Genomic DNA, 23,290 nt, shown 5'->3' on the forward strand with positions numbered 1-23,290 from the left:
AGAAAGCAGGAGAGGGGCGCACTTTTTCCGCCGTCAACACAAAAAGAGCAGCGCATGACTGCTCCTTTTCTCCGATCCCCGCGCAACGCGCTCCTACTTGCTGCGGACGAGTTGCGGGTGGATGATCTGCCAGGTATGGCCGCCGTCTGTTGTCTGGAATAACCTGAATTGGGCAGCTTGATTGGCAATAACGATCCATCCGGCTTTATCCGTAACAAAATAGGTTCCTTCTAACGCGAAACGCGATCAAAACCGCACACAAACAGCCGCCAGACTACATCGCCTTGGCGGCTGTTCCCGTTTCCTTACAACAACCGTGATATCGCATCGAGAATTTGCTCTTTTTGAAAAGGCTTGATGACAAAGTCGCTCGCCCCTGTCTTCATCGCCTCCAGCACCTTTTGCCGATGTCCGACTGCCGAACAAATCAGCACCTTGGCATCCCGGTCATAATCGAGTATTTGGCGCATGGCTTCAATCCCGTGCATGTGCGGCATCGTAATGTCCATCGTCACAATGTCCGGCTTCAATTCCTTGTATTTTTCAATCGCCTCCAAGCCATTGCTCGCCTCTCCGCAAATCTCGTGCTGCTCGCCTAACATATCCGTCAACACCCTTCTCGTGAAGGCTGCGTCATCTACAATCAGCAATCGGGCCATGCTGTCCTATCCCCTCACATCTTGCGCTTTCTACCTACTACTTTTGCAGAAATTGCAAGCCTTGTCCACGAGAGAAAATGACTTCTTTTGTCGAAACGAACGCTTGCAGCACATTCCCTATGGAAGAAAGCCGATTGGCCCCGCAGCATCGCCTGTGCCGCGCTCACCAGCCGCTTGCTCACCCCCGCCCGAAGCAAGCGGACTCTCCGGCTTCGGGTGCGGAGTCGTCACGCCTATTTCCGGCAAATCGACCTGTCTCACTTCATCCGGTATATCGGTTTGCGGAATTTCCACGATGTCTTTTTCCATGACAGGCGCCTCCCTTTTCCTGCTTTTTGTGAAAGCCGTCTTCCCCCTTAGCGTGTCCTGATCCGTTTTTTCCATGCACCCCCATCTGACCCCATTATTTCCTCTTTTTTTCAACTCGACACTTTTTTCGATATAATAGGAGTGCACTTCTTTGCCGATTACTTAAATCTAGGCCTGTATCCTTTGGAGGAGAACTCATCCATGCTCAAGCTGAAGCCTTTCTTGGCCCTGTACACCGCTTTGGTTGTCGGGTTGCTTCTGCTCATTACCAGCCAATTCATCACCAGTATGAAACATTTGGAAACCGTCATGAATAGACGCGGACCTTCTTCTGAAATATTGCGTGTTGCCCTGCTGCTGGAAGGTCCTACGTACGATCAGGGCTGGAACAGCAGCGCGCTGGAGAGCATCACGGAAATGCAAAAAAGATTCGGCTTTACCCTGGAAATTGCGAACAATCTAAAGCCGGAGCAAATTATGAACGTGGCGCAAAAATACGCGGAAAATGACTACGACCTCATTTTGGGGCATGGGAGCATTTTTTCCGAACCGTTTACCCGCGTGGCGCTGCAATATCCGCATACACGCTTTGTTTCCTTCAACGGAGAAGCGCCGCATCCCAACCAGACGACGATTCGCTACGACATGAAGCCCGCCGGCCAGCTCGTCGGCATGCTCGCAGCGAAAATGTCCCGCACCCGCAAGGTCGGCTATATTTTGGTGGACAAGCCGCCGGAGCTTGCCCAGGCCGAGGGCTTTCAGGAAGGGGTAAAAAAGGTTTCCCCGAAAACGAAGGTTTTCATTGGTAAGGTGTCAGATTTTAATGACATTGAAAATGCGGTGAAAAAAACACGCGAGATGATCGCCAGCGGCGTCGATGTCATCTACACAACCGGCGACAGCTTCAATCTTGCCGTCATTACCGAGGCACAGCGGTCCAAGGTGTACACCATCGGTTATATCGCGGACCAACGCTACATTGCACCCGACTACGTTCTCGCCTCGCTGGTACAGGACGTCCGCCAGTGCTACCGGACGATTTTCGAGCAGTACATGGCAGGTCAGCTTCCGAGCGGCAAAGTCTTGTACGGTCTGGCCGAAGGTGTGAACCATTTCAGCCCGTTCGGCCCGATGGTGCCCCCGGAAGTTCGTGAAGATATTGAACGGGAAATGCAGCGTCTCACTTCTTCCCGTGGTTCATTTGGAGGTTAATTTGCATGTCCCTGTTCAGAAATCTTGGATTCCAGAAAAAAATCATGCTCAGCTATCTCGTCATGATGCTTTTGATCGGATGTGTCACCAGCCTGTTCAGCTACCAGATGACAAAAGTAACCTCCGACGAAGTACACCTGACGCAAGACGTCTTGCCGCAAACAAGCGCTCTGCTGGACGTCAAAAATCAAATCTACACCAAGACCTACGCCCTGAACATGTACACCTTGACCCGCGACGAATCCTATCTCGATCAGTACTACACGAATCTGATAGACACCGCCAAGTTTGATTCGCTGACAAAAACAGAAGAAAACAGCGGCCTGTTCACCATCGTCGAATCGATTTCCAAGCTGGATTTTCTCTTTTTGAACAAAATCAATCCGCTGCTCAAGGCAAACAACGTGCCGGCTGTCAGCTACGTGCTCAGCCAAGAGGTCCAGCCCTTGATCGATCAGCTGGAGCGGGATTTGTCCTTTTCGCTCAACCAGTTGGAGTACAAGACGAACAAAGAGTTTCAGCACACAAACGAAAGCATTCGCGTTTCGCTCATTCTCACCTACACGGTTTCAGTCGCAGCGATTTTGTTCGGCTTTTTCTGCACGTTCTACTTCCGCAACGAACTGCTTCGCCCCATCGAGTCGTTGATGCGGCAGGCTCGCGAAGTGTCCAAAGGGACGTTCGGGCAGCAAATTGTGTACACGCACCAGGATGAATTCCGCGAGCTCGCCCAGGAATTCAACAAGATGTCGAGCAACATTGCCGATTTGTTTGCCCAGGACGCGATGCAACGGCAAATTTTAACGGAAGAAAAAAATATTCGGGAGCAAATCCTCAACTCGCTGCCCGTCGGGATCATTACCCATCCCCATGCCGGAGCTGGCATTCACGTCAACAAACTGGCAAACGATCTCGTCAAGGTCGATGAGGCAGGCTACCCGATGTGCAAGGATGCTTCTTTTGCCGCCTCAACCGACAGTCAGGACTCCCCCTGGTTCGTCAATCGCAAAATGACGCTGTACAAGAAGGATGATACGCCTTTTATCGCGCTTGTCTCGTACGTGCCGCTGCACAATCACCAGCACGATCAGGAGTCGGGCTGGATGGTCGCTTTTCTCGATATTACCGAACAGGAGCAGATTCAAGAATACTTGAACCAGTCGGAAAAACTCGCCATGGTCGGACAGTTGGCAGCCGGAGCCGCCCATGAAATCCGCAATCCGCTGACCGTCATCTACGGCTTTATCCAACTGCTGGAACAGCGCCTGTCCGATCAGGAACGGGATCGCTACTATCTCCCGCTTATCTTGGAGGAAATCGAGCGCGTCAACCGGATCGTCACCGAACTGTTGATGCTCTCCAAGCCGTCCAAGCCGGACTATCGCGAGGTCAATCTCGCGGGCGTCATCCACTCGATTCTCCCGTTGATGAATGCCGAAGCGATGCTGCACGGCATCGAGATCGTGGATCGCTGTGCGCCCCATATTCGCCTGCATGCCGATGTCGAGCAGCTCAAGCAAATTTTGCTGAACCTGATGAAAAACAGTATCGAGGCCATGAAAGAAGGCGGCCTTCTTGTCATCGAAAGCCACCTGGACGAAAAAGCGGTACATATAAAAGTGAAAGATACGGGAGAAGGGATTCCTCCAGAGTATCTCGTGCGGATTTTCGAGCCGTTCTTCTCCCTGAAAGAAGACGGAACCGGGCTGGGCTTGCCGATCTCGCGCCGCATGGTCGAAAACCACGGCGGCGAGCTGCAAGTGAAAAGCACCCCCGGACAGGGAACGGAAATTACGATTACGCTGCCGCTTACCCCGAAAGTCGATTAGGTTAGCGCCTGGGTGGCAGCGACCCGTTCCTGGCCGCGTTCATCCAGCCAGGCAAACATTTTGCGCGTGTACAACTCGATTTCATCTCCTACAAACAGATGGCTGGCCCCTTCCGCCAGCCATTTTTCGTGGGGGACACCGGCCTGGCGCAGCGCCTCTGCCAGTCTGTGGGCGTGCTCTACGCTCACGTTCTCATCTTCTGTCCCGTGAATAATCAGCACAGGACAGGCAATCTCTGCCGCACGATACAGCGGGGTTCGGTAGCGGTAAGCTTCCTCCTGCTTGCGCGGGTGCCCGATCAGCCTGCGCATCATCCTCCGCATGTCCACCCGCTCCTCGTACGTCAACGCCATGTCGCTGACGCCGCCCCAGACGACCGTCGCCAGCAAGCCTTTGCACTCCATCGCCGCAAACAACGCCATGACCCCGCCCCTGGAAAAGCCATACGCGCTGATCCGCCGGGGGTCGACAATATTCAATTGACGAAGCAGCTCATAGGCCGCGAACACATCCTGCCGATCGGCTCCGCCAAACTCGTCGCGCCCTTCTCCCCCTTCATTTCCCCGATAGTGCGGGGCGAGCACGACATAGCCAAAGGCAGCCATCTGGCTGATCCGCTCCGGCCTGACCCGGCCGATTCCTCTAATCCCGCCGCGGCAATAAAGCAAAGCCGGGAGCTTCGCTTCGTCCGCAAGAAAGCTCTCCGGCACAGCAAGTGCCGCCTTGACCAGCAAATCGTCGCTGTAGTAGCTGACCGTGTAAAGCGCAACGTTTGGCACTGCCGCCGCTTCGGGAGTTACAGCAACAAATGGCGATAAATCAACCTGCATCCTGCTCACGATTCCTCTCTGTTTGCTCTTTTTGACGTATGGCTTGAGCATGGGAAAATGCTCACTGTCCACAAAATGACGCTGCCTGATGGCACGGGGCTTGGAGTCGCCAGCCTGGCAAAAGCAGACGGTCAGTTTGCCTGGTACCGAACGAACAATCCGGTTCATATCCAAAACAACAATCAAGAACCCGCCCCGGTCGCGAAAACAGTTGTTACGACACGATCGAACAAAATTTTTACCGCCTACCTTGGCGCAACAAGCAATCCAAACCAAACCATTGCGACTGACAAAGGTGTTGCCACACCGATGATCGACCAAGAATCGGGGCTATTTTATTATTTGGAATAATCCCGGCTTCTTCCAGCAAGGCTTATCAAGCTTCCAAGCGTAAAAAAAGACGGGGGATCCCGTCTTTTTTTCGTTATCACAAGGCTTTAATAGCCACGTTTTGCGTTCTTTTTGTTGATCGTCGCAAGGTTCTCTTCGCTGTGCTTCAACCATTTTTTCAATTTGTCCTCGAAGGAAGCAGCGCTATCGCGTTTTGTATTTCCTCCGCGGTCGCCTCCACGATAACCACCACCACGGCGCTCTTCGCGCTCCGGACGCTCAGGCGCTGGGAGTGCGGCGCGAACCGAAAGCGAGATTTTACCTGCATCATCAATGGAGAGAACTTTTACCTTTACTTGTTCCCCCACGGTAAAGTGATCGTTGATATCCTTTACAAAACCGTTTGCTACTTGGGAAATGTGAACCAGCCCTTGCTCGGTTTCGCTGACTGCGACGAACATCCCAAACGGTTTAATCGCTGTCACCTTTCCTTCGATGATGCTTCCCACTTGTACTGCCATCCAGTTTGCACTCCTTTTATTATTTCAGAAAAATGGTGAGAACCTCAAACCAGAAGCCTCATTCTCCTAGTATAGCAGAGAAATTCCAATACTGAAAAGCCTATTCTTTCTAAAAGGACGCACTACCTGCTATTGAAAAGACAGCTCGTAGGCGTCTGTAGCCATGACAAGCTCTTCGTTGGTAGGAATTACCATAACTTTTACCGGAGAGAATTCGGTACTGATAAATGCCTCTCCTTTGCTTGCCCGGTTTGCTTCGCGGTCCAGGTTGACCCCGGCAAATTCCAGCCCGGTGCAAACCATTTCACGTACTTTAGCACTATTTTCTCCAACACCGGCCGTAAAAATAATCCCGTCGACTCCATTCAGTCTCGCCAAATACAGCCCGATATGTTTATGCAGGATCGTTGTGAACAATTCCAGGGCCAGTTGGCTGCGGTAATGTCCCTCTTCCGCCTTTTCCATGACGTCGCGCAAGTCGTTGGAGACGCCGGAGACCCCCATCAGTCCGCTCTTGTTGTTCAAAATGGTAATGGCGCCCGCTGTGTCCGTCTTCTCGATCTCTTCAATGTATGGAATGATGCCAGGATCGATGTTGCCGCTGCGCGTTCCCATCGACAGTCCGGCCAGCGGAGTCATCCCCATCGACGTATCAAACGATTCTCCGTAGCGAATCGCCGTGATGCTGACACCGCTGCCGATATGGCAGCTGATGAGTCTGAGCTGTTCTTTCGGCCGATTCAACATTTCCTCCGCCCGGCCCATCACATAGCGGTGGGACGTGCCGTGGAAGCCGTACTTGCGGATGCCGTAATGCTCGTAATACTCGTACGGCAGCGCGTACAAATAGGAGGACGGCGGCATCGTTTGGTGAAACGCGGTGTCAAAAACAGCCACGTGCTTCAATTCAGGATAAATGCTCTGCGCGATTTCAATCCCTTTCAGGTTGATCGGGTTGTGCAGCGGTGCGAAACGGGACAGGCTGCGAATCTCCGCTTTTACCTGATCGTCGATGATGACGGAATGTTTAAATGCTTCGCCACCGTGAACAACCCGGTGGGAGATAATATCAATGCGATACTGCTTCAATGTTTCAAACACGCCGCGAATGGTATCCTCGTATTCGTCGCGTTGAATTTGCTGCAAGTAATCTTGGGCAAGCAACGTTTTGCCCGGCATTTCATACAGTTTGTACTTCACCGAGGAACTGCCGCAGTTCAGTACAAGTACATTCTTTTTCTCTGACACGAATCTCATCCACTCCCTAATCTCTCAATAAAGCAACTGCCAGGTCAGATTGGCAGTTGCTCACTTCATTTTATACTGATATGCTCTTCGTGAATATAGATAATTGAGAAGAATTATCAACAACATCGTGACAGAACCGGACAAATCCAGCAAAACATCATTGACCATTCCTGTCCGATCCGGGGTAAAAGTCTGATGCCACTCGTCCAGGACCGCTACCAGCAGGCTGCAAAAAGCACTCCAGGGCAGGGCTACTGCAAACGAAAGGCGCTGGGAAAACACGCGATAAAAGCTGAACGCCAACAAGGCAAACACCGCAAAATGCGTTCCTTTGCGAAGGAAAAACTCGATAAAGCCCGCGGCTCCCTTGTTCTCGACGCTGATTTCGCGGCCCGCATACGGAATTGTAATCCCTTCCATCCGCTCCGTCCAGCTTTTTTCATCCACAATCCTCGATATCGTTCCCCGCAAATCCTGCTTGTAGTATGGCTGGGAGGACGACAAAAACAGGCCCAGCAAAATGGCAGCCAACAGCAGATAATCCAGGAGTTTTTTATAGCGGCGCACGCGCGGGTTCCCTCCCATACTCCGTTCTTCTCTCATCTTACCCGAGATTGCAAAAAAAGTCCTTGCCGAGCCTGTGAACAAATAAAAAAGACGCCAGCCGTTACGACCTGGCGTCCTCTGTACCTGTTGAAAGCGGCAAAAAGTCCTCCTGCGACAAATCCTTTTTCGGATGGACGGAGCGTTCCCGTTGTTCCTCGCGCAGTTCGCTTGCGAGTTGCTTTTGTCTGCTTTTCAATTCCCGCAGGTCCCGGCGGCGAATCCGCTCATTTTCCCGCCAGTCGCGAAGGCGACGGATGAGAAGGGCAAGCGACAAATCCGACTGGACGGCCTCGCTCCATTGGGCTGCGTGCTGCATGCCGGGCACGAGCACGAGGGTGACAAACCAGGCGAGCAACGCTCCGAACAACAAGGCGGTGGCAAAAGAGGCAAACGAACTGCTCCCCGCCATCCAGCCGCCTGTAATCGGCAGGCAGGCAATGACAATCGCGGCACTCACGCCTGTCTTGGCAGCCCATGCGCGCTTCACGCCGGCTCGCACACCCTCCCATATGTCAGGCTGCTCGTCGCCTGCTCTTACCATTTCGTCGAGAACAAGCAACGCCTGCGAGACGAGCACGGCAGCCGCTGCCGCGATGCCGTAGAAGCCCATGACATTCATCGGGTGATTCAGCCAGAGCAGCCCCAGCGTGACCCCTCCTGACAAGACTGGCAAAAGGAGCAGGGCGAACCAGCCGTCCCGCTTTCTTCGCCGCAAGAGCAGGCTCGCCATCAGGACGACAGCTGCCATCGCGATCATGACGATCATCCGGCCGCTCCAGTCTTTTTTGTCGGACAGTTCCTCACTCAACTTCTCCAGTTCGTCCTCGTTGAGAATCGTATAGCCTTCCGGGACGTTGATCTTTTCTTGCATGGACAGCGGCAGGGTGTACGCGAGGCCGTCAATCCATCTCGGGTCAGCAATGGCGCTGCTGACCTTGACCATGTACATGCCGTCCTGGCGCTCATACACTTGCGGCTCCCCGCCAATGGACCAGTCGACCAGATCGGCCAGGCGAACAGGCCCTTGCGGAGTGCGGATGAGAATCTGCTTCACCTGCTCGGGGTGATCCATCCACTTGTCCGGGAAGCGGGCGACTACGGAAACATTGCGCTCGTTTACGTAGATGCTTCCCGCCTGCTTTTCGCCCAGATAGCTTTCCAGTTGGCGCTTGATCTCTGCTTCGCTCAGACGATAGCGCGCCAGCATCTCCGCCCTCGGGCGAATATCGATCAACGCGGTTTGCGGCTTCGGCCCGATCCGTTCATCGGTGACGATTTCCCGGTCGTCTTTGTCGCGCCATCTCATTTCCTGCAGGTAGCGAAGAATTTCCTTGGCAATCTGGTTCGTCGTTTCCTGCGAAGGCCCCTTGACCGTAAATTCCAGGCGTGTCTTCTGCTCTTCGTTGACGACCAGCGCGAACGGGTCGGTTTGCGGGATGTCGCGCAGCTTTTTGTCCAGCTCTTTTTCCAGATCGAGTACGGAGCGGGTCCAATCCGCCTTGTCCGTCAGCTTCAAATGGATCGTCAACCGCTCGCGCGAGGCGACAGTGTACAGGTCAGCCACCTCTGCCAAGCCGCGCAGCCGTTCCTCGGCCGTCTGCGCCGCCTTGATCGCATCGTCTACGCTGCTTTCCTGAACCATCGGCAGCGTCAGCGTCTTGCTGTGTGGCGTCACGTCGCGAAACGGCTCCACCAGCACAAACGCTTCCAGCAGCACAACAAGGACAACAGACGCTGCGAGCGTGAGGCCAAACGGCAGGTAGCCTTGCTGCACCAGCCGCTCCCAGCGGGCGACGAGCGCGCGCGTCAACCGTCCTGGTAAGCGCAGGCTGCCTTCGTCGGCTGGCGTCTCTTTTGCTTGCAGCCACGTCCCGGCCAGCACCGGAACAATCCAGCCGTACACGAGCACAAGGCTTGCCACGCCCAAAACGAGCACGGGCCAGGCATCGAACAGGACGACTTTGTCTTCTGGCTTGAGCATATCCGTCATGACGACAGTGAACCAGGCGGCTGTCATGACGACAAGCGCGAGCAGCAGCGGCTTCATCACCGCCCATGCGGTTTTCAGACTTCCCGTGAGTGAATAGGCGCCAAGCCTGTCCAGACGGGAAAAGAAAGCAGCGCCCGCAACCAGGTAAACTAGCACAAATACGAGAAGCGGCCCCAGTGTGGAAAAGGTCAGCTTCAACCCGGACAGCCACATGCCGCCCAAAACGGCCCCTGCCGCCATGAACACAGCGAGCAGCGACAGCAAGGCAGGACCTGCCCGCTTCAAGGTTACGCCGAGAAAAAGAGCGCAAAGCACCGCTGCCAAAGCAGCAAGCAAAGCCAGCTGCCCGGTCGCCGCCGAGATGGGCAGGGCGTAATCTTCAAACAGAGCCAGCTCATACTTGCCAGCCGCCTCTTCGTTCAGCTCGGCAATTTTTTGAGCCGTCTCTTTGCGGATGGAAGGGATTTGCCCCACTTCCGCAGCGTAGACCGAGATGCCCACCGCCGGAGAACCGCGATAGACACTTACCGCCTCGCCTTTGCTGCCTCTTGTGTCGCGTATATCGGCCAGCATCGAGAGCGGCACGTATCCTTTGTCGGTCGCAATCAATTGCTTGCCGAGCCCTTGTGGCCCTTCTGTTTGGCTCGTCCACGTAAAAGCGGTGCGATCTGCCGCCTTTCCGACTGTGCCGATCTCTTCCCCGACCACATCACTTTGAAGCTGATCCAGTACATCCCCCGGAGTCAAGCCGTACGCAAGCAGCATAGAAGGGCGAAACACTACCTCGATCTGCTCGCGAACAGGCTGGCCGTCCACTTCCACTCGGGCAATGCCCGGCGTCTGGATCAGTTTTTCATAGACGGTATAACGGGCAACATTGGCAAGTGTCTGCACATCGCTGCCATGGAGCAGGTAATACCCGACCAGACTGTCTCCCAGCTTCTCCTGACTGATGCTGTACTCCTTGACAGGCAGTGTCTTCACGACCTCCGCCAGCTTTTGTTCCAGACGCTTTTTGTAATCAGAGCCGAGATTTTCCGCTGTTTTTACGGTAATGGTGCCCGCACCGGGGCGGGAATCGGAAGAAATCATCACGGCACTGCCCATTGCGCGGACTGCTTCCTCGACTTTTCGCGTGACCGTCGCATCGACCTGGTCTGCTGTCAGCCCTGATGCAACGAGGTTTATGCTGTACTCCGGCAATCCCCGCTCGGAAAATGTCTGCACATCCAGCCTGAACAAAGCGGCAATCGCAAGCAGGCAAAGAAGCACTGCTTTCAGACGGGCAAGGGCAGGAACGATTGTCAGAAGCGCTTTGTTATTCATCTGCCACCTTCACCGCCTCGCCGTCCACCACGTAGGAAAGACCCGACCCGACAATCAGATCGCCCGGCTCAAGCCCTTCCAGGACCTCGTAAAATGTGCCGTGCAGCGCACCCAGTTTTACAGGCGTCTTTTCCACTATGTTTTCGTTGATTTTCATGACGTAGTATTCCTCTTCCGCAACGCCGATGCTTGCGACAGGCACAAGCGGGCCCTTTTTCGCCGCCAGCGGGTAGTGGCACGTGACCGTCATGCCGCCTTTCCAGTTCACGGCGCTGCCGTCAACCGTCACTTCAACCGGATAAGCCCCCACATGTTGATCCATGATCGGCGAGACAAACGTCACTTTGCCTTCTGCCTCGCTGCCATCCGCCGCTTTTACCTGCACTGTCGCCCCCTTCTGCCAGCTGCTGATCTGCTCACTTCCCACCTGCAGCTTGACGATCCAGGCACTCGTATCCACCAGACGAATGACTTCACTGCCAGGACCAGTCTGTTGGGAAGCCACCTGCGAAATCTCTGCCACTACACCGGAAAAAGGCGCCTTCAGCACGGCTTCGGCCGCCTCTTGCTTCGCACGGCTGAGCTGGACGTTGGCCTGGCTCACTCCAACCTTGGCCTCTTCGACATCCAGCCGATCCGCGCCTTGCATCAGCTTGTTGTAGGCGATCTCTTCTTCCTGCAGACTGAGCCTGGCCTGCTTTTGCGCCAAAGCCAGCCTGTCCAGCTCATCTTTGGAGATGGCCCCGTTGGCAAAAAGAATGCTGGCTTGCGAATATTCCCGCTCGGCCTTCGAAGCAAGCTCCTTCGCTTTTTCCACCTGCAGCTTTTGCGTCTGCACTTCGTGGCTCTCCGGCCCGGCCAGCGCCTTGCTTTGCCTGAGCGCAGCACTCGCTACCTGCCCGGACGCCGCCTGAATCTCCGCCTGCAATCCGGACTGGTCCAGCGTCGCCAGCGTCTGGCCCGCTTTCACACTCGCCCCCTTCTGCACGAGAATGCTCGCGATTTTGCCGGAAGTGCCAAACGACAGCCCCAACTCCTGGCGAGGCGTCAGCACGCCTGTCACCTCCAGCGTACGGACGTCCTGGTTATCCTCTACCGTGTAAGCATTTACCGTTTTCACCTTCACCACGATTTCTTCATCCAGTCGCTTGAGCTGCCCGACTCTTTCGTCCAGCTTTTCGCAACCTGTCAAAAGCAAGGCAACAATCGTGAGGCTGATCCATTTTTTCATACTTTCACTCCTGCAACCTTCCATAATCCGCCCGTCCACGCAGCGAATGCTTCGCTGAACAACAGCAAGTCATCAGACCCGAATCAAAGAAGAATAATAATTGACAAAATATATTTTACAGAAAACAAAAATAGTTGTACCACTTTTCTGTCACTTTTTATATTTTTTTATTATCGGGCAAATTCTCGTCACTTGTTTGTAACTCGTATGCTGTATGATGAAAAGGCGGAAATATTCAAGCAACTGTCCGCTCTCTTGTTAGCGCTTACAAAAGTCTTTACTCGCGTACAACGACATTTTTTCATGGTGGGAGTGATCGTCATGGCAAAAATTTACTCTTCTTATGCGGAGATCGTAGCAGATATTCACGATGGGGCTACACTGCTCGTCGGCGGCTTCGGACTGGTCGGCATTCCGGAAAATCTCATTATCGCCCTGCGCGACAAAGCAGTGAAAAACCTCACTGTCGTCTCCAACAACTGCGGCGTGGATGACTGGGGACTCGGCCTGTTGCTGCGCGAAAAGCAAATCAAAAAAATGGTTTCTTCCTACGTCGGGGAAAACAAGGAGTTTGAGCGTCAATTCCTCTCGGGCGAGCTGGAAGTCGAGCTGACACCGCAAGGCACGCTGGCCGAAAGAATCCGCGCTGGCGGCGCTGGCATCCCTGCCTTCTACACGCCTGCGGGCGTCGGCACCCCGATTGCGGAAGGCCGCGAGACGCGCGTCTTCAACGGCAAGGAGTATTTGCTGGAGCATGCGATCACGGGCGACTTTGCGCTCATCAAGGCGTGGAAAGCCGACAAGATGGGCAATCTCGTCTTCCGCAAGACCGCGCAAAACTTCAATCCGATGATGGCCGCCGCCGGAAAAATCACGATTGTCGAGGTAGAAGAAATCGTGGAAACAGGCGAGCTGGACCCGGATCACATCCACACGCCAAGCGTGTACGTCCAGCGGCTGATTCAGGCTCCGTCGTTTGAAAAACGGATTGAGCGGCGCACGGTCCGCTCCTAACCGAAGACACGATCACAGACAAAGGTCATTCAAGGGAGGAAACAGATATGTCGCTTACTCGTGAGCAAATTGCCATTCGTGCTGCCAAGGAAATCGAGGATGGCTTTTACGTGAATCTCGGGATCGGGATGCCTACGCTGGTTGCCAACTACATCCCGGAAGGAAAAACCGTCGTGCTGCAATCGGAAAACGGCCTGCTCGGAATCGGCCCCTATCCGACCGAGGACGAACTCGATCCCGATCTGATTAACGCCGGAAAAGAAACCGTCACAGCGATTCCCGGCGCGGCTTACTTCTCCAGCGCCGAGTCGTTTGCCATGATTCGCGGCGGGCACATCGACCTCGCCATTCTCGGCGCGATGGAGGTTTCTGCCGAGGGCGATCTGGCGAACTGGATGATTCCCGGCAAGATGGTCAAAGGAATGGGCGGAGCGATGGACCTCGTGCACGGCGCGAAAAAAATCGTCGTCATCATGGACCACGTCAACAAGCATGGCGAGCCGAAAATTTTGAACAAGTGCGCTCTCCCGCTCACTGGCAAAAAAGTGGTCAACCGGATCATCACGGACAGAGCGGTTCTCGACGTGACACCGGACGGCCTGCTGTTGGTCGAAGTCGCGGAAGGCTATACGGCAGAGGACATCCAGGCGTGCACAGAGCCGAAACTGCTCATTTCGCCAGAGCTGAAAACAATTGAACTGTAACCTTTTGACCAGCCCTGCGACTGACAGCTTCATTTCTGCTCGCAGTTTTTGCAAAATCGGCCTCATCCTGCCGGGATGGGGCCTTTTCGTTTTCGCAAGCAAGCTGCACCCGCGCAGTCGCTTCCCGTCCGTATTCGGTATATAATACGTACACAAAGCAAATTGCCAACATTTGAGAGGAAGAGATCACGATGTCAGGAACAGTCGGTTGCCTTCTCATCCACGGATTCGCCGGAGACATCAACGATGTTTTGCCCCTCGCCAAAGCGCTGCGCGAGGTTGGCTACCAGGTCGAGTGTCCCACGCTGGAAGGGCACGGGACGACTCGCCGCGAGATGGCCCGCAGCACTCGCAAAGACTGGCTGCGCTCTGCGGAGGAAGGCTACAAACGCCTCTCCATGCGCTCAGACAAGATCGTCATCATCGGGTTTTCCATGGGCGGCCTGCTCGCCTTTCATCTGACGACCCGCTACCCTGTCGAACTGCTGATTACGATCAATACGCCGTACAAATACTGGGACGTAAAGGAAGCGATGAACTACTTGCGCGAGGACTTCCCCACCCATTCGCGCCGCTACATAAGAAGCATCGGCAGAATCCCGATCAGCAGCATGCTGGAGTTTCGCCGGCTTTTGTCGGAAACGAAGCCTCTCCTGGGACAGATCAAGACACCGTACCTCTTGCTGCAGGCAAAGCGGGACGACACGGTGCATGCCATCAGCGCCCAGCTTCTGGCAACCAGCGTAGACAAATCCGCGTCGCCGCAAATCACCTGGTACGAGCATTCCAATCACATGCTGCTGCACGGCCCGGACAAGGAAGCGGCGATCGCCCATATTTTGACTGCGCTCAAGGAGCGTTTTCCAGACTCTCCCGTCTCTGTCTGACACTCCATGATGCGGCGATGAGCAGAAGCGCTGCGGCAAGCCCCATGTACATGGCGGATAGCCCGGCATGCTCATCAAGCCAAAAGGCGAACAGCGGTCCCAAGGCCGCACCCACGTCTGTGATGACGGAATAAAACGTCATGACTGCTGTGCTGTTCGCGTGCCTGGCTGCTTCATCTGCCGCGAGCGTGTCCATCACTGTCGTAAGAATCGTCGCGGTCAACTGGATGCCGAAGAGCACCGCAAACCACGCGCCAAGCGGCACCCCCGCCTGACTGAGCGCGAACAGGAGAGAGCCTGTAAAAAGCGTCGCGGCAAACATCTTCCTTCTGCCGTACCGATCCGCCAGCCTGCCGACTACAGGCGCGGCCCACGGCTCCCAGCACCAGCGCAGTCCTTGCACCACGCTTGCGAGCACGGCAGCTCCCAGCACGATGCCTCCGAGCACGAGAAACGGGGCCCGCTGCTCTACCAGCCTGCTCAGCGTGGAAGCAAACATGCCTTGATAAACCATGGTGACGAAAAGCGCGGTCAGCATGGTTTTTTGCATGGCCGCCTGCCGCCACAGCCCCAGCCTGCGCGACTCCCCGCCTTCCCCTACAGCTGACGCGGTCCGGCAGGAAAAGCCAGGACGAATGTAGAAAAAGACGAGCAACAGCGCAAACAGCGAGCAGCAGGCGAGCAGAAGCGAAGCCGGCTGCAAGCCGTACCAGGAGGCGAACAGCGCTCCTGCGAGCATTCCCCCCAGGCTGCCGAGACGGTACAAACCGTTGTACAGCCCCATCATCTGCCCACGGTTATGTCCGTCTGCCACAGACACAATCAACGAATACGCCCCCAGCCGCAAAAACGTCCAGGCGACGCCCCACAGACTGCGCATCACAAGCCACAGCCAAAAGCCCTGGAAACCGTACGACAGCGTCGTCACAAAAGCGAGCACGACTGCGAGGACAAGCCCGGTGCGCCCGCCTGTCCGCTCGTACCACTTCCCGACGAGCGGCCCAAGCGGAACCCGAATGAAGCGGTTGACCGACAGCAGCACGCCCACCTCCCACAGCGAACCGAGCCCGGCCTCCCGCCAATAGAGCGGCAGCACCACATACAGCATCGAATCCCCGAGCATGCACAGCGCCGTCACCAGGGCAACCGCGACAACCTGCGTTTTCCCGCTGATTTCTCTCATCTCTTTTTTGCTCCTTTACTTCCCGGCGTTCTATGGATTACCATACAAGGAATCATTCATTGGATCTAATACATATTCGTGCGAAAATCATCATTTTTGGTTATGAATGGAGGGAGCAAAATGAACCTGCACGCCTTGCGCATTTTTGTGGAAGTAGCCTCGCGCCAAAGCGTGACCGAAGCCGCAGATGCCCTCTCGATCAGCCAGCCTGCGGTCAGCGCGCAAATCCGCAAGCTGGAAAACGAGCTGGGAGTTGCACTCGTCGCCCCTCATGGCCGGGGAATCACCCTGACCGACGAAGGACGCTTTCTGTTGGAAAAAGCCCGCCGCATCTACGACTGGGAGCGCGAGATCGAGTGGCAGCTTGCAGAAATGAAGCAGGGCAAAAAGGGCAAGCTGCGCATCGCCGCCACCTATTTGCCCTCCCACTATCTCGTGCCCAAGTGGCTCGCTGCGTTCAAGCGGCAGTACGAGCAGGTCGATGTGGAAGTCCGCACTCGCAATTCCGCGCAATCGATTGAACTGTTATTGAGCAGTCAGGTCGATCTCGCCATCGTCATCAAGGAATCATGGGACGAGCTGCCAGTCCGGCGCGTACACGTGACAGATGTACCCTACTGGTTCATCCTACCCGCCGATCACCCGTATGCGGGCAAAGAGATCAGCATGGAGCAGCTTGTGCAGGAGCCATTTTTGCTGCGGGAACAAGGCAGTTCGACGCGGGAATGGCTGTTTTCCCTCTGCCGCGAGCATGGCGTCAAGCGCCCGCGCGTCGGCCTGCAATATCACGGGCTGGTCGAATCCATCCAATCTGTACGCGCAGGGTACGGAACGATGCTTGCCCCCGCGGTGGCTGTCACGGAAATGATCGAGCGCAACGAAATCGGGCGCGTAACCGTCCCCGGCGTGGAGATCAGACGCCCTGTCTACATCTGCACGCGCGAGGAAGAAACCAGCTATCGCCCGGTAGTGGAGCGGTTTTTGGAGATGGTTTTGAGGGAAAAATCGCTTCAGGCATGCGTGAAGCGTTAGACGCTACAAAAAAAGCCTCCCACCGCGGGAAGCCTTTTCCTGCTTGGCAAAGCCACATACAAGAAGCGGCTTTGCCCATATCGTATTTACGGAAACACAATCGTCTTGTTGCCGTACACCAGCACCCGGTCTTCCAGATGCCAGCGAACAGCGCGCGCCAGCACGGTACGCTCTACCTGGCGTCCGAGCTGCTTCAGCGCCTCGACGTCCTCCTGGTGCGTGACGCGCTGTACGTCCTGCTCGATGATCGGACCTGCGTCCAGTTCCTCGGTGACGTAGTGCGCGGTCGCACCGATCAGCTTCACGCCGCGACGATACGCCTGCTCGTAAGGCTTGGCCCCCACGAAGGCAGGGAGGAATGAATGGTGGATATTGATGATCCGCATATGGTAATCGGCGAGAAAACGCGGGGACAAAATCTGCATGTAGCGCGCCAGGACGATCAAATCGACGCCCGCTGCCGCTTCCAGTTGCGCTTGTTCCGCCTGCGGCTTGTTCTCCTTCGTCACCGGAATGCAGCGGTACGGGATGCCAAACGACTCTACCGTCTCTTTCATGTCTGGATGGTTGCTTATGACAATAGAAATATCCGCGTGCAGCTCGCCGGACTTCCAGCGCCACAACAGCTCCAGCAGACAGTGGTCTTCTTTGGAAACAAACAGCGCAACCTTTTTGCGCTTGTTCGCTTCCACCAGCGACCAGTCCATGCCGAAGCTGTCGGCTACCTGCGCAAACTCCGCCTTGATCGCCTCAAAGCGTTCCTTGAGGTTGACCAGATCAAATTCAATCCGCATGAAAAAGCGCCCTGTCTCCGGGTCAGTCGTGTATTGGTCAGACTGGACGATATTTGCGCCCTGCTGAAACAAAAAGTTCGAGACCGCCGCAACGATTCCCGCCCGGTCCGGGCAGGAAATCAGCATGCGCGCACGGTCTTTGTTTTTTTCCCGATACGCAAGCCATTCTCTCTCTGATAACAAATTCATGGTTTTTCTCCTCCAAAAGCAAACAGCAAAAAGTTGTTTGCAATTATACCATTCCTCAGCAGATTTTCCAGAGGCAACTTGAGAGAAAACGCTTGCTTATCGATAAAAATCATTTTGCAATTCCGTTCAGCAATATATCGACAGTCATGGCAATCTGCTCTTCATCGCTGTAGGCTGCATAATCGTCCTTGTCCAGCACCTGGCGAAACAGCACCAGACCGATCATTGCAGACAGGACGGCGCGAAAGACCGCCTGGCTCGGCAGCGGGCGCAGCTCGCCCGCATCCACCTTGGCCTCGATCAGCTTTTGCGCCATCACCTTCGCATCCTCAAATACAGTCGAAATCAGCGCTTCGCGAATCTCGTCATGAAAAAACGCTTCCTGGAGCAAGATGCGGATGTGCTTTTCATTGGCGACCACCAGATTCAGGCGATTCCGGTACAGCTCCGTGACGATTTCGCCAAACGGCTTTTGCGCCCGCTCCTTGAAAATCTCGCGCACATCTTTCAGAATGAACGGCGCTGCAAATTTCACCAGCACAGGTGCCACGACAGCGAGCAAAATGTCTTTTTTCGATTTGTAATGGCGGAAAATCGTTCCTTCAGCCACTCCCGCCTCTTTGGCGATCTCGGAGGTAGAGCTGGCGTGGAAGCCTTTTTCCGCGAACAGCTTGACGGAGGCCCGCAAAATATTGCGCTGCTTTTCCGTCATCTCGCTTTCGTCCTTCAGCTCTTCCACATATTGCAACAGGCCCTCTGCAAACGACGGCGGCTTGTTCATACGTCTTTTACGCTCCTCTATTCAATCTTCTTGCGGAATCGGCCGATGGCGACAGCCAAAATGACCAGGCTGAATGCGCCCATCCCGACAATCTCTTCCCAGAGCGCCTCGGCGCCCACGCCTTTCAAGAAGATGCCCCGCAAGATTTCCAGAAAATAGGTCAACGGGACAAGCCCGCCTAACCATTGTATCACGACCGGCATCGAATCGCGCGGGAACATGAAGCCGGACAACAGCACGCTGGGCAGGATGAGCGCAAAGGCCATCTGCATCGCCTGTAGCTGCGTCTTCGCTACAGTCGAGATAAAAATCCCCAGCAGCAGCGTAGTCACGAGAAACAGGACGGACAAGGCGACCAACAGACCGATGCTCCCTTTGACCGGAACCCCGAACCAGGCCGTCCCGACGAAAAGCACGAGGCAAAACGAGAACAGCCCTACGCCGACATACGGCGTAATTTTGCCAAGCATCAGCTCAAGGGGGCGAATCGGCGTCACGACGAGCTGCTCCATCGTGCCCCGTTCTTTTTCCCGAACGAGCGAAAAGGCGGTCAAAATCATCGTGACGTTTTGCATAATCAGCCCGATCAGTCCAGGAATATTGAAGACGATGCTCTCCATATTCGGATTGAACAGCACGCGCGTCTCCAGCTCAAGCGGCATCGTCAGCTCGCCCATTCCCTGCTTTTCCAGCTTCTTTTCCTGCAAGCTGATCGCCTGGTGCTGCACGATGAGTTGGGCGTTGGACACAGCCGTTCGCGCGATATTCGGGTCGGAGCCGTTGACGAGCATCTGAATGTGGGCCGATTCGCCGCGGTCTTTTTGGCGCGTATAGTCCGGCCCGATCACCAGGCCGACATCTGCCGTTCCGTCGTCCAGCATCGCCTCCAGTTCCCGGTAGCCGCCGACGCTTGCTGTCACCTGAAAAATTTTCGTATGGACGAACTGATCGATCAGCTCCCGGCTTGCCGCGGACGGGCTTTGGTTCCAGACGGCCATGCGGATGTCGTTCACATCCGTATTGACCGCGTACCCGAACAAAAACAGCAGCATCAGCGGCATGACCAGCGCAATCGCCAGGCTGGGCCGATCGCGTTTGATCTGAATCACTTCCTTTTTGACGACGGACCAGTAGCGCCCCCAGACAAACCGTCTCATCGCGCTCCCCCCTCCGCCGCCTGCCGCGCTTCTTCACGCCGCACCAGCTCGATGAATACGTCCTCCAGATTGTTCGCGCCCATCTGCCCAATCAATTCCTGCGGGGTTCCTTCCGCAAGCAGGTTGCCGAAAAAAATGAACCCGATCCAGTCGCACGTCTGGGCCTCATCCATGTAGTGTGTAGTCACCAGCACGGTAATTCCTTGCTCGGCCAGTTCGTGAATCACTTCCCAGAAAATGCGCCGCGACACCGGATCGACTCCGGCCGTCGGTTCGTCGAGAATCAGCAGTTCCGGCTTGTGCAAAAGGGCGCAGGACAAGGCGAGACGCTGCTTCCATCCACCGGACAGCGAGCCTGCGAGCTGCTTTTCCCTGCCTGCCAGCCCTGCCATTTCGATCAGCTCCGCCTTTCTTTTCCGCCGCTCCGCTGCGCCGAGCTGGTAGACACCCGCGTAAAAATCGAGGTTTTCTTCCACTGTCAAATCTTCATACAAGCTGAACTTTTGCGACATGTAGCCGATGCGCTGCTTGATCTCTTCACTCTGGGTCATGACGTCGTAGCCAAGCACAGTTCCGCTGCCCGTCGTCGGCGTCATCAGCCCGCACAGCATGCGAATCGTCGTTGATTTTCCCGAACCGTTCGGGCCGAGGAAGCCGTAAATCGAGCCTTTTGGCACTGTCAAGGTCAAGCTGTTGACGGCGACCCGCTCCCCGAAGCGCTTGGTCAGTTGCTGGCACGTAATGGCGGCGGCGCTCATCGGCCTCCCTCCTCGTCCGGCAGCAGCACATCGGCAGGCATGCCCGGTTTGAGTTTTTCCTGGCCTTTGGTGACGTCTATCGTGACGGCAAACACAAGCTTGGTCCGCTCATCTTGTGTCTGCACATTTCTTGGCGTAAACTCCGCTTTGTCCGCGATGCGGCTGATCGTGCCTGTAAACGTCTCATCCGGGTACGCATCGACCTTGATGCCGACCTCCTGCCCTTTTTGCACCCGGTTCAGCTGCGCTTCCGGGATGTACACCACGAGCTTGAGCTGGTCGGCCTTCATCATCGTAAACAGAGTAGCCCCCGCTTTGGCGACCTCTCCCTGCTCGATGGAAGAGCGCAGCAAAACGCCGTCTTCTGCAGCGACAATCCGCGTCTTTTCCAGTTGCAGCATCGCCTGGTCGAGCCTCGCCTGCGCCTGTTCCTCTGCTGCCAGCAGTGCCCGGATCGCGTAGTCTGTACTGCCTGCCCGCACCAGATCAAGCTCTGCTTGCGCCGCTTGCTGCTGTGCTTCGGCTGTGCCGACCTGGGCAACCGCTGCTGCCACATCCTCCTGGGCGGAACGGTACGCCGCCTTGGCCTCGGCCACCTGTGCCGTCCACTGGTTCAACTGGGTAGTCGCCTGGCTGACCGCCTCTTTTTGCGTATCCAGGTCTTTTTGCGAGATCGCGCCTTTTTCATACAAGGCCGTCGCCTCCTGCAGCCGCTTTTGCTGGTAGCGCAGCGTCTCTTCCGCTCCTGCGCGCTGTGCTTCGGCCCGCGCGAGCTGCTCCTGCGCCTTGGCGATTCCTGCCTCGGTCTGGCTTTTTCTCGCCTGCGCCAAACGGATGCTGGCATTCGCCTGCTGCACGGCGGCTACTCCCTTTTGAATCGTCTGGTCGCGCGAGCCTGCCTTCGCTTCCTCCAGCCTTGCCCTCGCCTGCTCCCATGCCGCCCTGGCCTCCGCCACGCTGATCTCGTAGCTGCGCGGGTCGATTTCCGCCAGCAGCTCTCCTTTTTTCACCTCGCTTCCTTCCTTGGCGATCACCTTCGTCACCAGCCCGCCTACTTCGGCCACGACCGGCCATTCATCCGCCTCGATTGTCCCTGACAGCGGCTGCTGCTTTTCCCCGAAAAGGCCGCAGCCTGACAGAGCCAGAACAAGACTGCCGATACTTACTGCACGCAAGACACGTTTCATGCAGAATCTCCCCTATCCCAAGTGAGTGAGTAATCACTTTTGTTATTGCGGTCAAAAAACGGGCATGTTGCCCTCTTTGTGCAGTTCATGATGCAAGTCATCGGTGCATTTCATAAAAGCGAGTGATTACTCACTTATTACTTTGAGTATATGCTCCCTGCGCCCAACTTGCAATTTTTATTTTGTGAACACGTGTCAGCTGCGAAAAACGCTCCGGCCAGAACAAGGGATTCATCCCCAGTCCGACCGGAGCGCTTTTGGCGTTGGGTAGTGTAACGGTCTTTGTTGCTACAGGGACGGGACACGGGATGCCGCTCGACCGGTGCATCCATCGGCGGCGTTTTGCGACCGGGCTTCCCGATTACGCCAGTTGGGAAGCGAGCGTGTAATGGCTTTTCGTGTACACATACCCTTCCAAAATCATCCGTGCCGTGCGCACGACTTTGATCGCGCTGATGTGGCCCGCGACAAATTCCGCCTTCGTTTCGATGATGCCGCCGGGATGCGCGAGCCGCAGCACCTCCCGCTTGATGTCGATCAGCTCGGAGAGGACGGTGTCAGGCAGAAAAGCGGCCGCCGTGGTGCAGATCGCTCCCGTGATCGCCAGCGCCTGGTGCGGCTTTTGCATCGACATCATGCGAATGGAAAGATCCATGTCCGCCGCTTTGCGATAAGTGCCAGTCAGGTCGGTGTAGTCCGTCGGAGCCGCAACGATTGTCAGCTTCGGTACAGCCGGTGACTTGAGCGTCGCTTCTTTGCGGTCAGCGAATTTGCACATCTCGGCGGCAATCGAACGAATTTCCTCCAGCTCCTGCAACTTGCTGGCCGTGAAGTCGGCAGGCAGCTCTGTTCCGGTAAGCCCGATGTCTTTGGCCCGGACGAAGACAAGTGGATTGGCGACGTCCACAATCGACACGGGAATCAGCCGCCCGTTTGCTTTTATCATGTCGATCGGATTGCCGGTCGGAAAAAGCTTTCCGGTCACTGCTCCCTCCGCTTGCGTAAACGACAGGTAGATCGGCGAGCCTGTGCCTGGTACGCCTGGAATCGCGCACTGCCCCTCTACCTTTACCCGTCCGTTTTCCACCTCGACTTCGGCGACGATCAGCTTTTTCGTGTTCGTGTTCCAGATGCGCACGGTCGTGATTGGCTCCTGCGGCTGCACCAGCCCCTGCTCGATGGCATACGGGCCTACCGCTGCCGAGATGTTCCCGCAATTCCCTTTGAAATCGACCATTTGCTGGTCAATACTCACCTGGGCAAACGTATATTCCACGTCAAAGTCCGGGGAATCGGCTTTTTTGATAATCGCCGCCTTGCTCGTCAACGAATTGGCCCCGCCCAGTCCGTCAATCTGGCGCTGATCGGGGCTGCCCATCACATCGAGCAGAAACGGTTCCCAGAGCGACTCGTTTTTTGGCATATGCGCGTGATTCAAAAAAACTCCTTTGCTTGTACCGCCCCTCATGATTACGACAGGTACTTTCATCGCCACAACCACCTTTTCTTGTTC

21 protein-coding genes are annotated in these 23,290 nt (G+C 55.6%); 6 read left to right on the plus strand and 15 right to left on the minus strand.

Annotated features, from left to right (window positions below):
• Nucleotides 1-305: 305 nt before the first annotated feature.
• Entirely contained in the window at nt 306-659 is a 354-nt protein-coding gene (locus EDM57_RS15410) for a response regulator (protein ID WP_122905586.1), read from the minus strand.
• A 117-nt stretch (nt 660-776) separates the two neighbouring features.
• Nucleotides 777-968 (minus strand): hypothetical protein, encoded by a 192-nt coding sequence (locus tag EDM57_RS15415; RefSeq protein ID WP_122905587.1) that lies wholly within the window; start codon nt 966-968, stop codon nt 777-779.
• Between the two features lie 201 nt (nt 969-1,169).
• Here EDM57_RS15415 and EDM57_RS15420 point away from each other — a divergent pair, with 201 nt between their 5' ends.
• Together EDM57_RS15420 and EDM57_RS15425 are read left to right on the plus strand one after the other, a co-directional pair.
• Nucleotides 1,170-2,180 carry a BMP family ABC transporter substrate-binding protein gene (locus EDM57_RS15420; RefSeq protein ID WP_122905588.1) on the plus strand — a complete coding sequence of 337 codons (1,011 nt, stop codon included), beginning with the start codon at nt 1,170-1,172 and terminating at the stop codon, nt 2,178-2,180.
• 5 nt (nt 2,181-2,185) lie between these two features.
• Nucleotides 2,186-4,009: an ATP-binding protein gene (locus tag EDM57_RS15425; protein WP_122905589.1), complete on the plus strand. Its 1,824-nt coding sequence runs from the start codon at nt 2,186-2,188 to the stop codon at nt 4,007-4,009.
• Here the strand turns inward: EDM57_RS15425 and EDM57_RS15430 are convergent.
• From EDM57_RS15430 to EDM57_RS15460, 6 genes are all read right to left on the minus strand, one after another.
• Complete coding sequence (locus EDM57_RS15430; RefSeq protein ID WP_122905590.1) at nt 4,006-4,839, minus strand: alpha/beta hydrolase family protein; 834 nt, start codon at nt 4,837-4,839, stop codon at nt 4,006-4,008. The two genes, EDM57_RS15425 and EDM57_RS15430, sit on opposite strands and share 4 nt — an antisense overlap.
• Nucleotides 4,840-5,276: 437 nt before the next feature.
• Nucleotides 5,277-5,690: a S1 RNA-binding domain-containing protein gene (locus tag EDM57_RS15440; RefSeq protein ID WP_122905592.1), complete on the minus strand. Its 414-nt coding sequence runs from the start codon at nt 5,688-5,690 to the stop codon at nt 5,277-5,279.
• A gap of 129 nt (nt 5,691-5,819) precedes the next feature.
• On the minus strand, nt 5,820-6,938 hold the full coding sequence (locus tag EDM57_RS15445) for an acetate/propionate family kinase (protein ID WP_122905593.1): 1,119 nt from the start codon (nt 6,936-6,938) through the stop codon (nt 5,820-5,822).
• 60 nt (nt 6,939-6,998) lie between these two features.
• Nucleotides 6,999-7,505: a VanZ family protein gene (locus EDM57_RS15450; protein ID WP_122905673.1), complete on the minus strand. Its 507-nt coding sequence runs from the start codon at nt 7,503-7,505 to the stop codon at nt 6,999-7,001.
• A gap of 100 nt (nt 7,506-7,605) precedes the next feature.
• Nucleotides 7,606-10,860: an efflux RND transporter permease subunit gene (locus EDM57_RS15455; RefSeq protein ID WP_122905594.1), complete on the minus strand. Its 3,255-nt coding sequence runs from the start codon at nt 10,858-10,860 to the stop codon at nt 7,606-7,608.
• Nucleotides 10,853-12,091: an efflux RND transporter periplasmic adaptor subunit gene (locus tag EDM57_RS15460; protein ID WP_122905595.1), complete on the minus strand. Its 1,239-nt coding sequence runs from the start codon at nt 12,089-12,091 to the stop codon at nt 10,853-10,855. The genes EDM57_RS15455 and EDM57_RS15460 overlap by 8 nt, the downstream gene beginning before the upstream one ends.
• A 321-nt stretch (nt 12,092-12,412) precedes the next feature.
• Here EDM57_RS15460 and EDM57_RS15465 point away from each other — a divergent pair, with 321 nt between their 5' ends.
• The 3 genes from EDM57_RS15465 to EDM57_RS15475 all read left to right on the plus strand — a co-directional run bounded on the left by EDM57_RS15465 (nt 12,413) and on the right by EDM57_RS15475 (nt 14,696).
• Complete coding sequence (locus EDM57_RS15465) at nt 12,413-13,105, plus strand: CoA transferase subunit A (RefSeq protein ID WP_005835687.1); 693 nt, start codon at nt 12,413-12,415, stop codon at nt 13,103-13,105.
• Nucleotides 13,106-13,152: 47 nt separating this feature from the next.
• Nucleotides 13,153-13,809 (plus strand): CoA transferase subunit B, encoded by a 657-nt coding sequence (locus EDM57_RS15470; protein ID WP_122905596.1) that lies wholly within the window; start codon nt 13,153-13,155, stop codon nt 13,807-13,809.
• Between the two features lie 191 nt (nt 13,810-14,000).
• Nucleotides 14,001-14,696 (plus strand): alpha/beta hydrolase, encoded by a 696-nt coding sequence (locus EDM57_RS15475; protein ID WP_122905597.1) that lies wholly within the window; start codon nt 14,001-14,003, stop codon nt 14,694-14,696.
• Here the strand turns inward: EDM57_RS15475 and EDM57_RS15480 are convergent.
• Nucleotides 14,659-15,879, minus strand: a complete 1,221-nt coding sequence (locus tag EDM57_RS15480) for an MFS transporter (RefSeq protein WP_122905598.1) — start codon at nt 15,877-15,879, stop codon at nt 14,659-14,661. The genes EDM57_RS15475 and EDM57_RS15480 overlap by 38 nt on opposite strands.
• A 120-nt stretch (nt 15,880-15,999) precedes the next feature.
• Here EDM57_RS15480 and EDM57_RS15485 point away from each other — a divergent pair, with 120 nt between their 5' ends.
• Nucleotides 16,000-16,911, plus strand: coding sequence for a LysR family transcriptional regulator (locus EDM57_RS15485; RefSeq protein WP_122905599.1), 912 nt, complete (start codon nt 16,000-16,002; stop codon nt 16,909-16,911).
• A gap of 86 nt (nt 16,912-16,997) precedes the next feature.
• Here EDM57_RS15485 and purU read toward each other — a convergent pair whose 3' ends face one another.
• From purU to EDM57_RS15515, 6 genes are all read right to left on the minus strand, one after another.
• Nucleotides 16,998-17,894 carry a formyltetrahydrofolate deformylase gene (purU, locus tag EDM57_RS15490; RefSeq protein WP_122905600.1) on the minus strand — a complete coding sequence of 299 codons (897 nt, stop codon included), beginning with the start codon at nt 17,892-17,894 and terminating at the stop codon, nt 16,998-17,000.
• A gap of 109 nt (nt 17,895-18,003) precedes the next feature.
• Complete coding sequence (locus EDM57_RS15495; RefSeq protein ID WP_122905601.1) at nt 18,004-18,675, minus strand: TetR/AcrR family transcriptional regulator; 672 nt, start codon at nt 18,673-18,675, stop codon at nt 18,004-18,006.
• 17 nt (nt 18,676-18,692) lie between these two features.
• Nucleotides 18,693-19,832, minus strand: coding sequence for an ABC transporter permease (locus EDM57_RS15500; protein ID WP_122905602.1), 1,140 nt, complete (start codon nt 19,830-19,832; stop codon nt 18,693-18,695).
• Complete coding sequence (locus tag EDM57_RS15505; protein ID WP_122905603.1) at nt 19,829-20,590, minus strand: ABC transporter ATP-binding protein; 762 nt, start codon at nt 20,588-20,590, stop codon at nt 19,829-19,831. Before EDM57_RS15505 ends, EDM57_RS15500 begins: the two co-directional genes overlap by 4 nt.
• Nucleotides 20,587-21,777: an HlyD family secretion protein gene (locus tag EDM57_RS15510; protein ID WP_122905604.1), complete on the minus strand. Its 1,191-nt coding sequence runs from the start codon at nt 21,775-21,777 to the stop codon at nt 20,587-20,589. Before EDM57_RS15510 ends, EDM57_RS15505 begins: the two co-directional genes overlap by 4 nt.
• Before the next feature lie 361 nt (nt 21,778-22,138).
• Complete coding sequence (locus tag EDM57_RS15515; RefSeq protein ID WP_122905605.1) at nt 22,139-23,266, minus strand: 2-methylaconitate cis-trans isomerase PrpF family protein; 1,128 nt, start codon at nt 23,264-23,266, stop codon at nt 22,139-22,141.
• Nucleotides 23,267-23,290: the final 24 nt, after the last annotated feature.

This window comes from Brevibacillus gelatini (assembly GCF_003710935.1).
In the GTDB taxonomy this organism is placed as follows: Bacteria; Bacillota; Bacilli; order Brevibacillales; family Brevibacillaceae; genus Brevibacillus; species Brevibacillus gelatini.

What these genes read in the sequence shown, in the direction of transcription:
- EDM57_RS15480 (WP_122905598.1), bottom strand. Translation starts at nt 15,879, where the DNA reads ATGAGAGAAATCAGCGGGAAAACGCAGGTTGTCGCGGTTGCCCTGGTG.
- EDM57_RS15425 (WP_122905589.1), top strand. Translation starts at nt 2,186, where the DNA reads ATGTCCCTGTTCAGAAATCTTGGATTCCAGAAAAAAATCATGCTCAGC.
- EDM57_RS15505 (WP_122905603.1), bottom strand. Translation starts at nt 20,590, where the DNA reads ATGAGCGCCGCCGCCATTACGTGCCAGCAACTGACCAAGCGCTTCGGG.
- EDM57_RS15465 (WP_005835687.1), top strand. Translation starts at nt 12,413, where the DNA reads ATGGCAAAAATTTACTCTTCTTATGCGGAGATCGTAGCAGATATTCAC.
- EDM57_RS15470 (WP_122905596.1), top strand. Translation starts at nt 13,153, where the DNA reads ATGTCGCTTACTCGTGAGCAAATTGCCATTCGTGCTGCCAAGGAAATC.
- purU (WP_122905600.1), bottom strand. Translation starts at nt 17,894, where the DNA reads ATGAATTTGTTATCAGAGAGAGAATGGCTTGCGTATCGGGAAAAAAAC.
- EDM57_RS15515 (WP_122905605.1), bottom strand. Translation starts at nt 23,266, where the DNA reads ATGAAAGTACCTGTCGTAATCATGAGGGGCGGTACAAGCAAAGGAGTT.
- EDM57_RS15510 (WP_122905604.1), bottom strand. Translation starts at nt 21,777, where the DNA reads ATGAAACGTGTCTTGCGTGCAGTAAGTATCGGCAGTCTTGTTCTGGCT.
- EDM57_RS15430 (WP_122905590.1), bottom strand. Translation starts at nt 4,839, where the DNA reads ATGCAGGTTGATTTATCGCCATTTGTTGCTGTAACTCCCGAAGCGGCG.
- EDM57_RS15440 (WP_122905592.1), bottom strand. Translation starts at nt 5,690, where the DNA reads ATGGCAGTACAAGTGGGAAGCATCATCGAAGGAAAGGTGACAGCGATT.
- EDM57_RS15420 (WP_122905588.1), top strand. Translation starts at nt 1,170, where the DNA reads ATGCTCAAGCTGAAGCCTTTCTTGGCCCTGTACACCGCTTTGGTTGTC.
- EDM57_RS15500 (WP_122905602.1), bottom strand. Translation starts at nt 19,832, where the DNA reads ATGAGACGGTTTGTCTGGGGGCGCTACTGGTCCGTCGTCAAAAAGGAA.
- EDM57_RS15495 (WP_122905601.1), bottom strand. Translation starts at nt 18,675, where the DNA reads ATGAACAAGCCGCCGTCGTTTGCAGAGGGCCTGTTGCAATATGTGGAA.
- EDM57_RS15460 (WP_122905595.1), bottom strand. Translation starts at nt 12,091, where the DNA reads ATGAAAAAATGGATCAGCCTCACGATTGTTGCCTTGCTTTTGACAGGT.
- EDM57_RS15455 (WP_122905594.1), bottom strand. Translation starts at nt 10,860, where the DNA reads ATGAATAACAAAGCGCTTCTGACAATCGTTCCTGCCCTTGCCCGTCTG.
- EDM57_RS15485 (WP_122905599.1), top strand. Translation starts at nt 16,000, where the DNA reads ATGAACCTGCACGCCTTGCGCATTTTTGTGGAAGTAGCCTCGCGCCAA.
- EDM57_RS15475 (WP_122905597.1), top strand. Translation starts at nt 14,001, where the DNA reads ATGTCAGGAACAGTCGGTTGCCTTCTCATCCACGGATTCGCCGGAGAC.
- EDM57_RS15415 (WP_122905587.1), bottom strand. Translation starts at nt 968, where the DNA reads ATGGAAAAAGACATCGTGGAAATTCCGCAAACCGATATACCGGATGAA.
- EDM57_RS15410 (WP_122905586.1), bottom strand. Translation starts at nt 659, where the DNA reads ATGGCCCGATTGCTGATTGTAGATGACGCAGCCTTCACGAGAAGGGTG.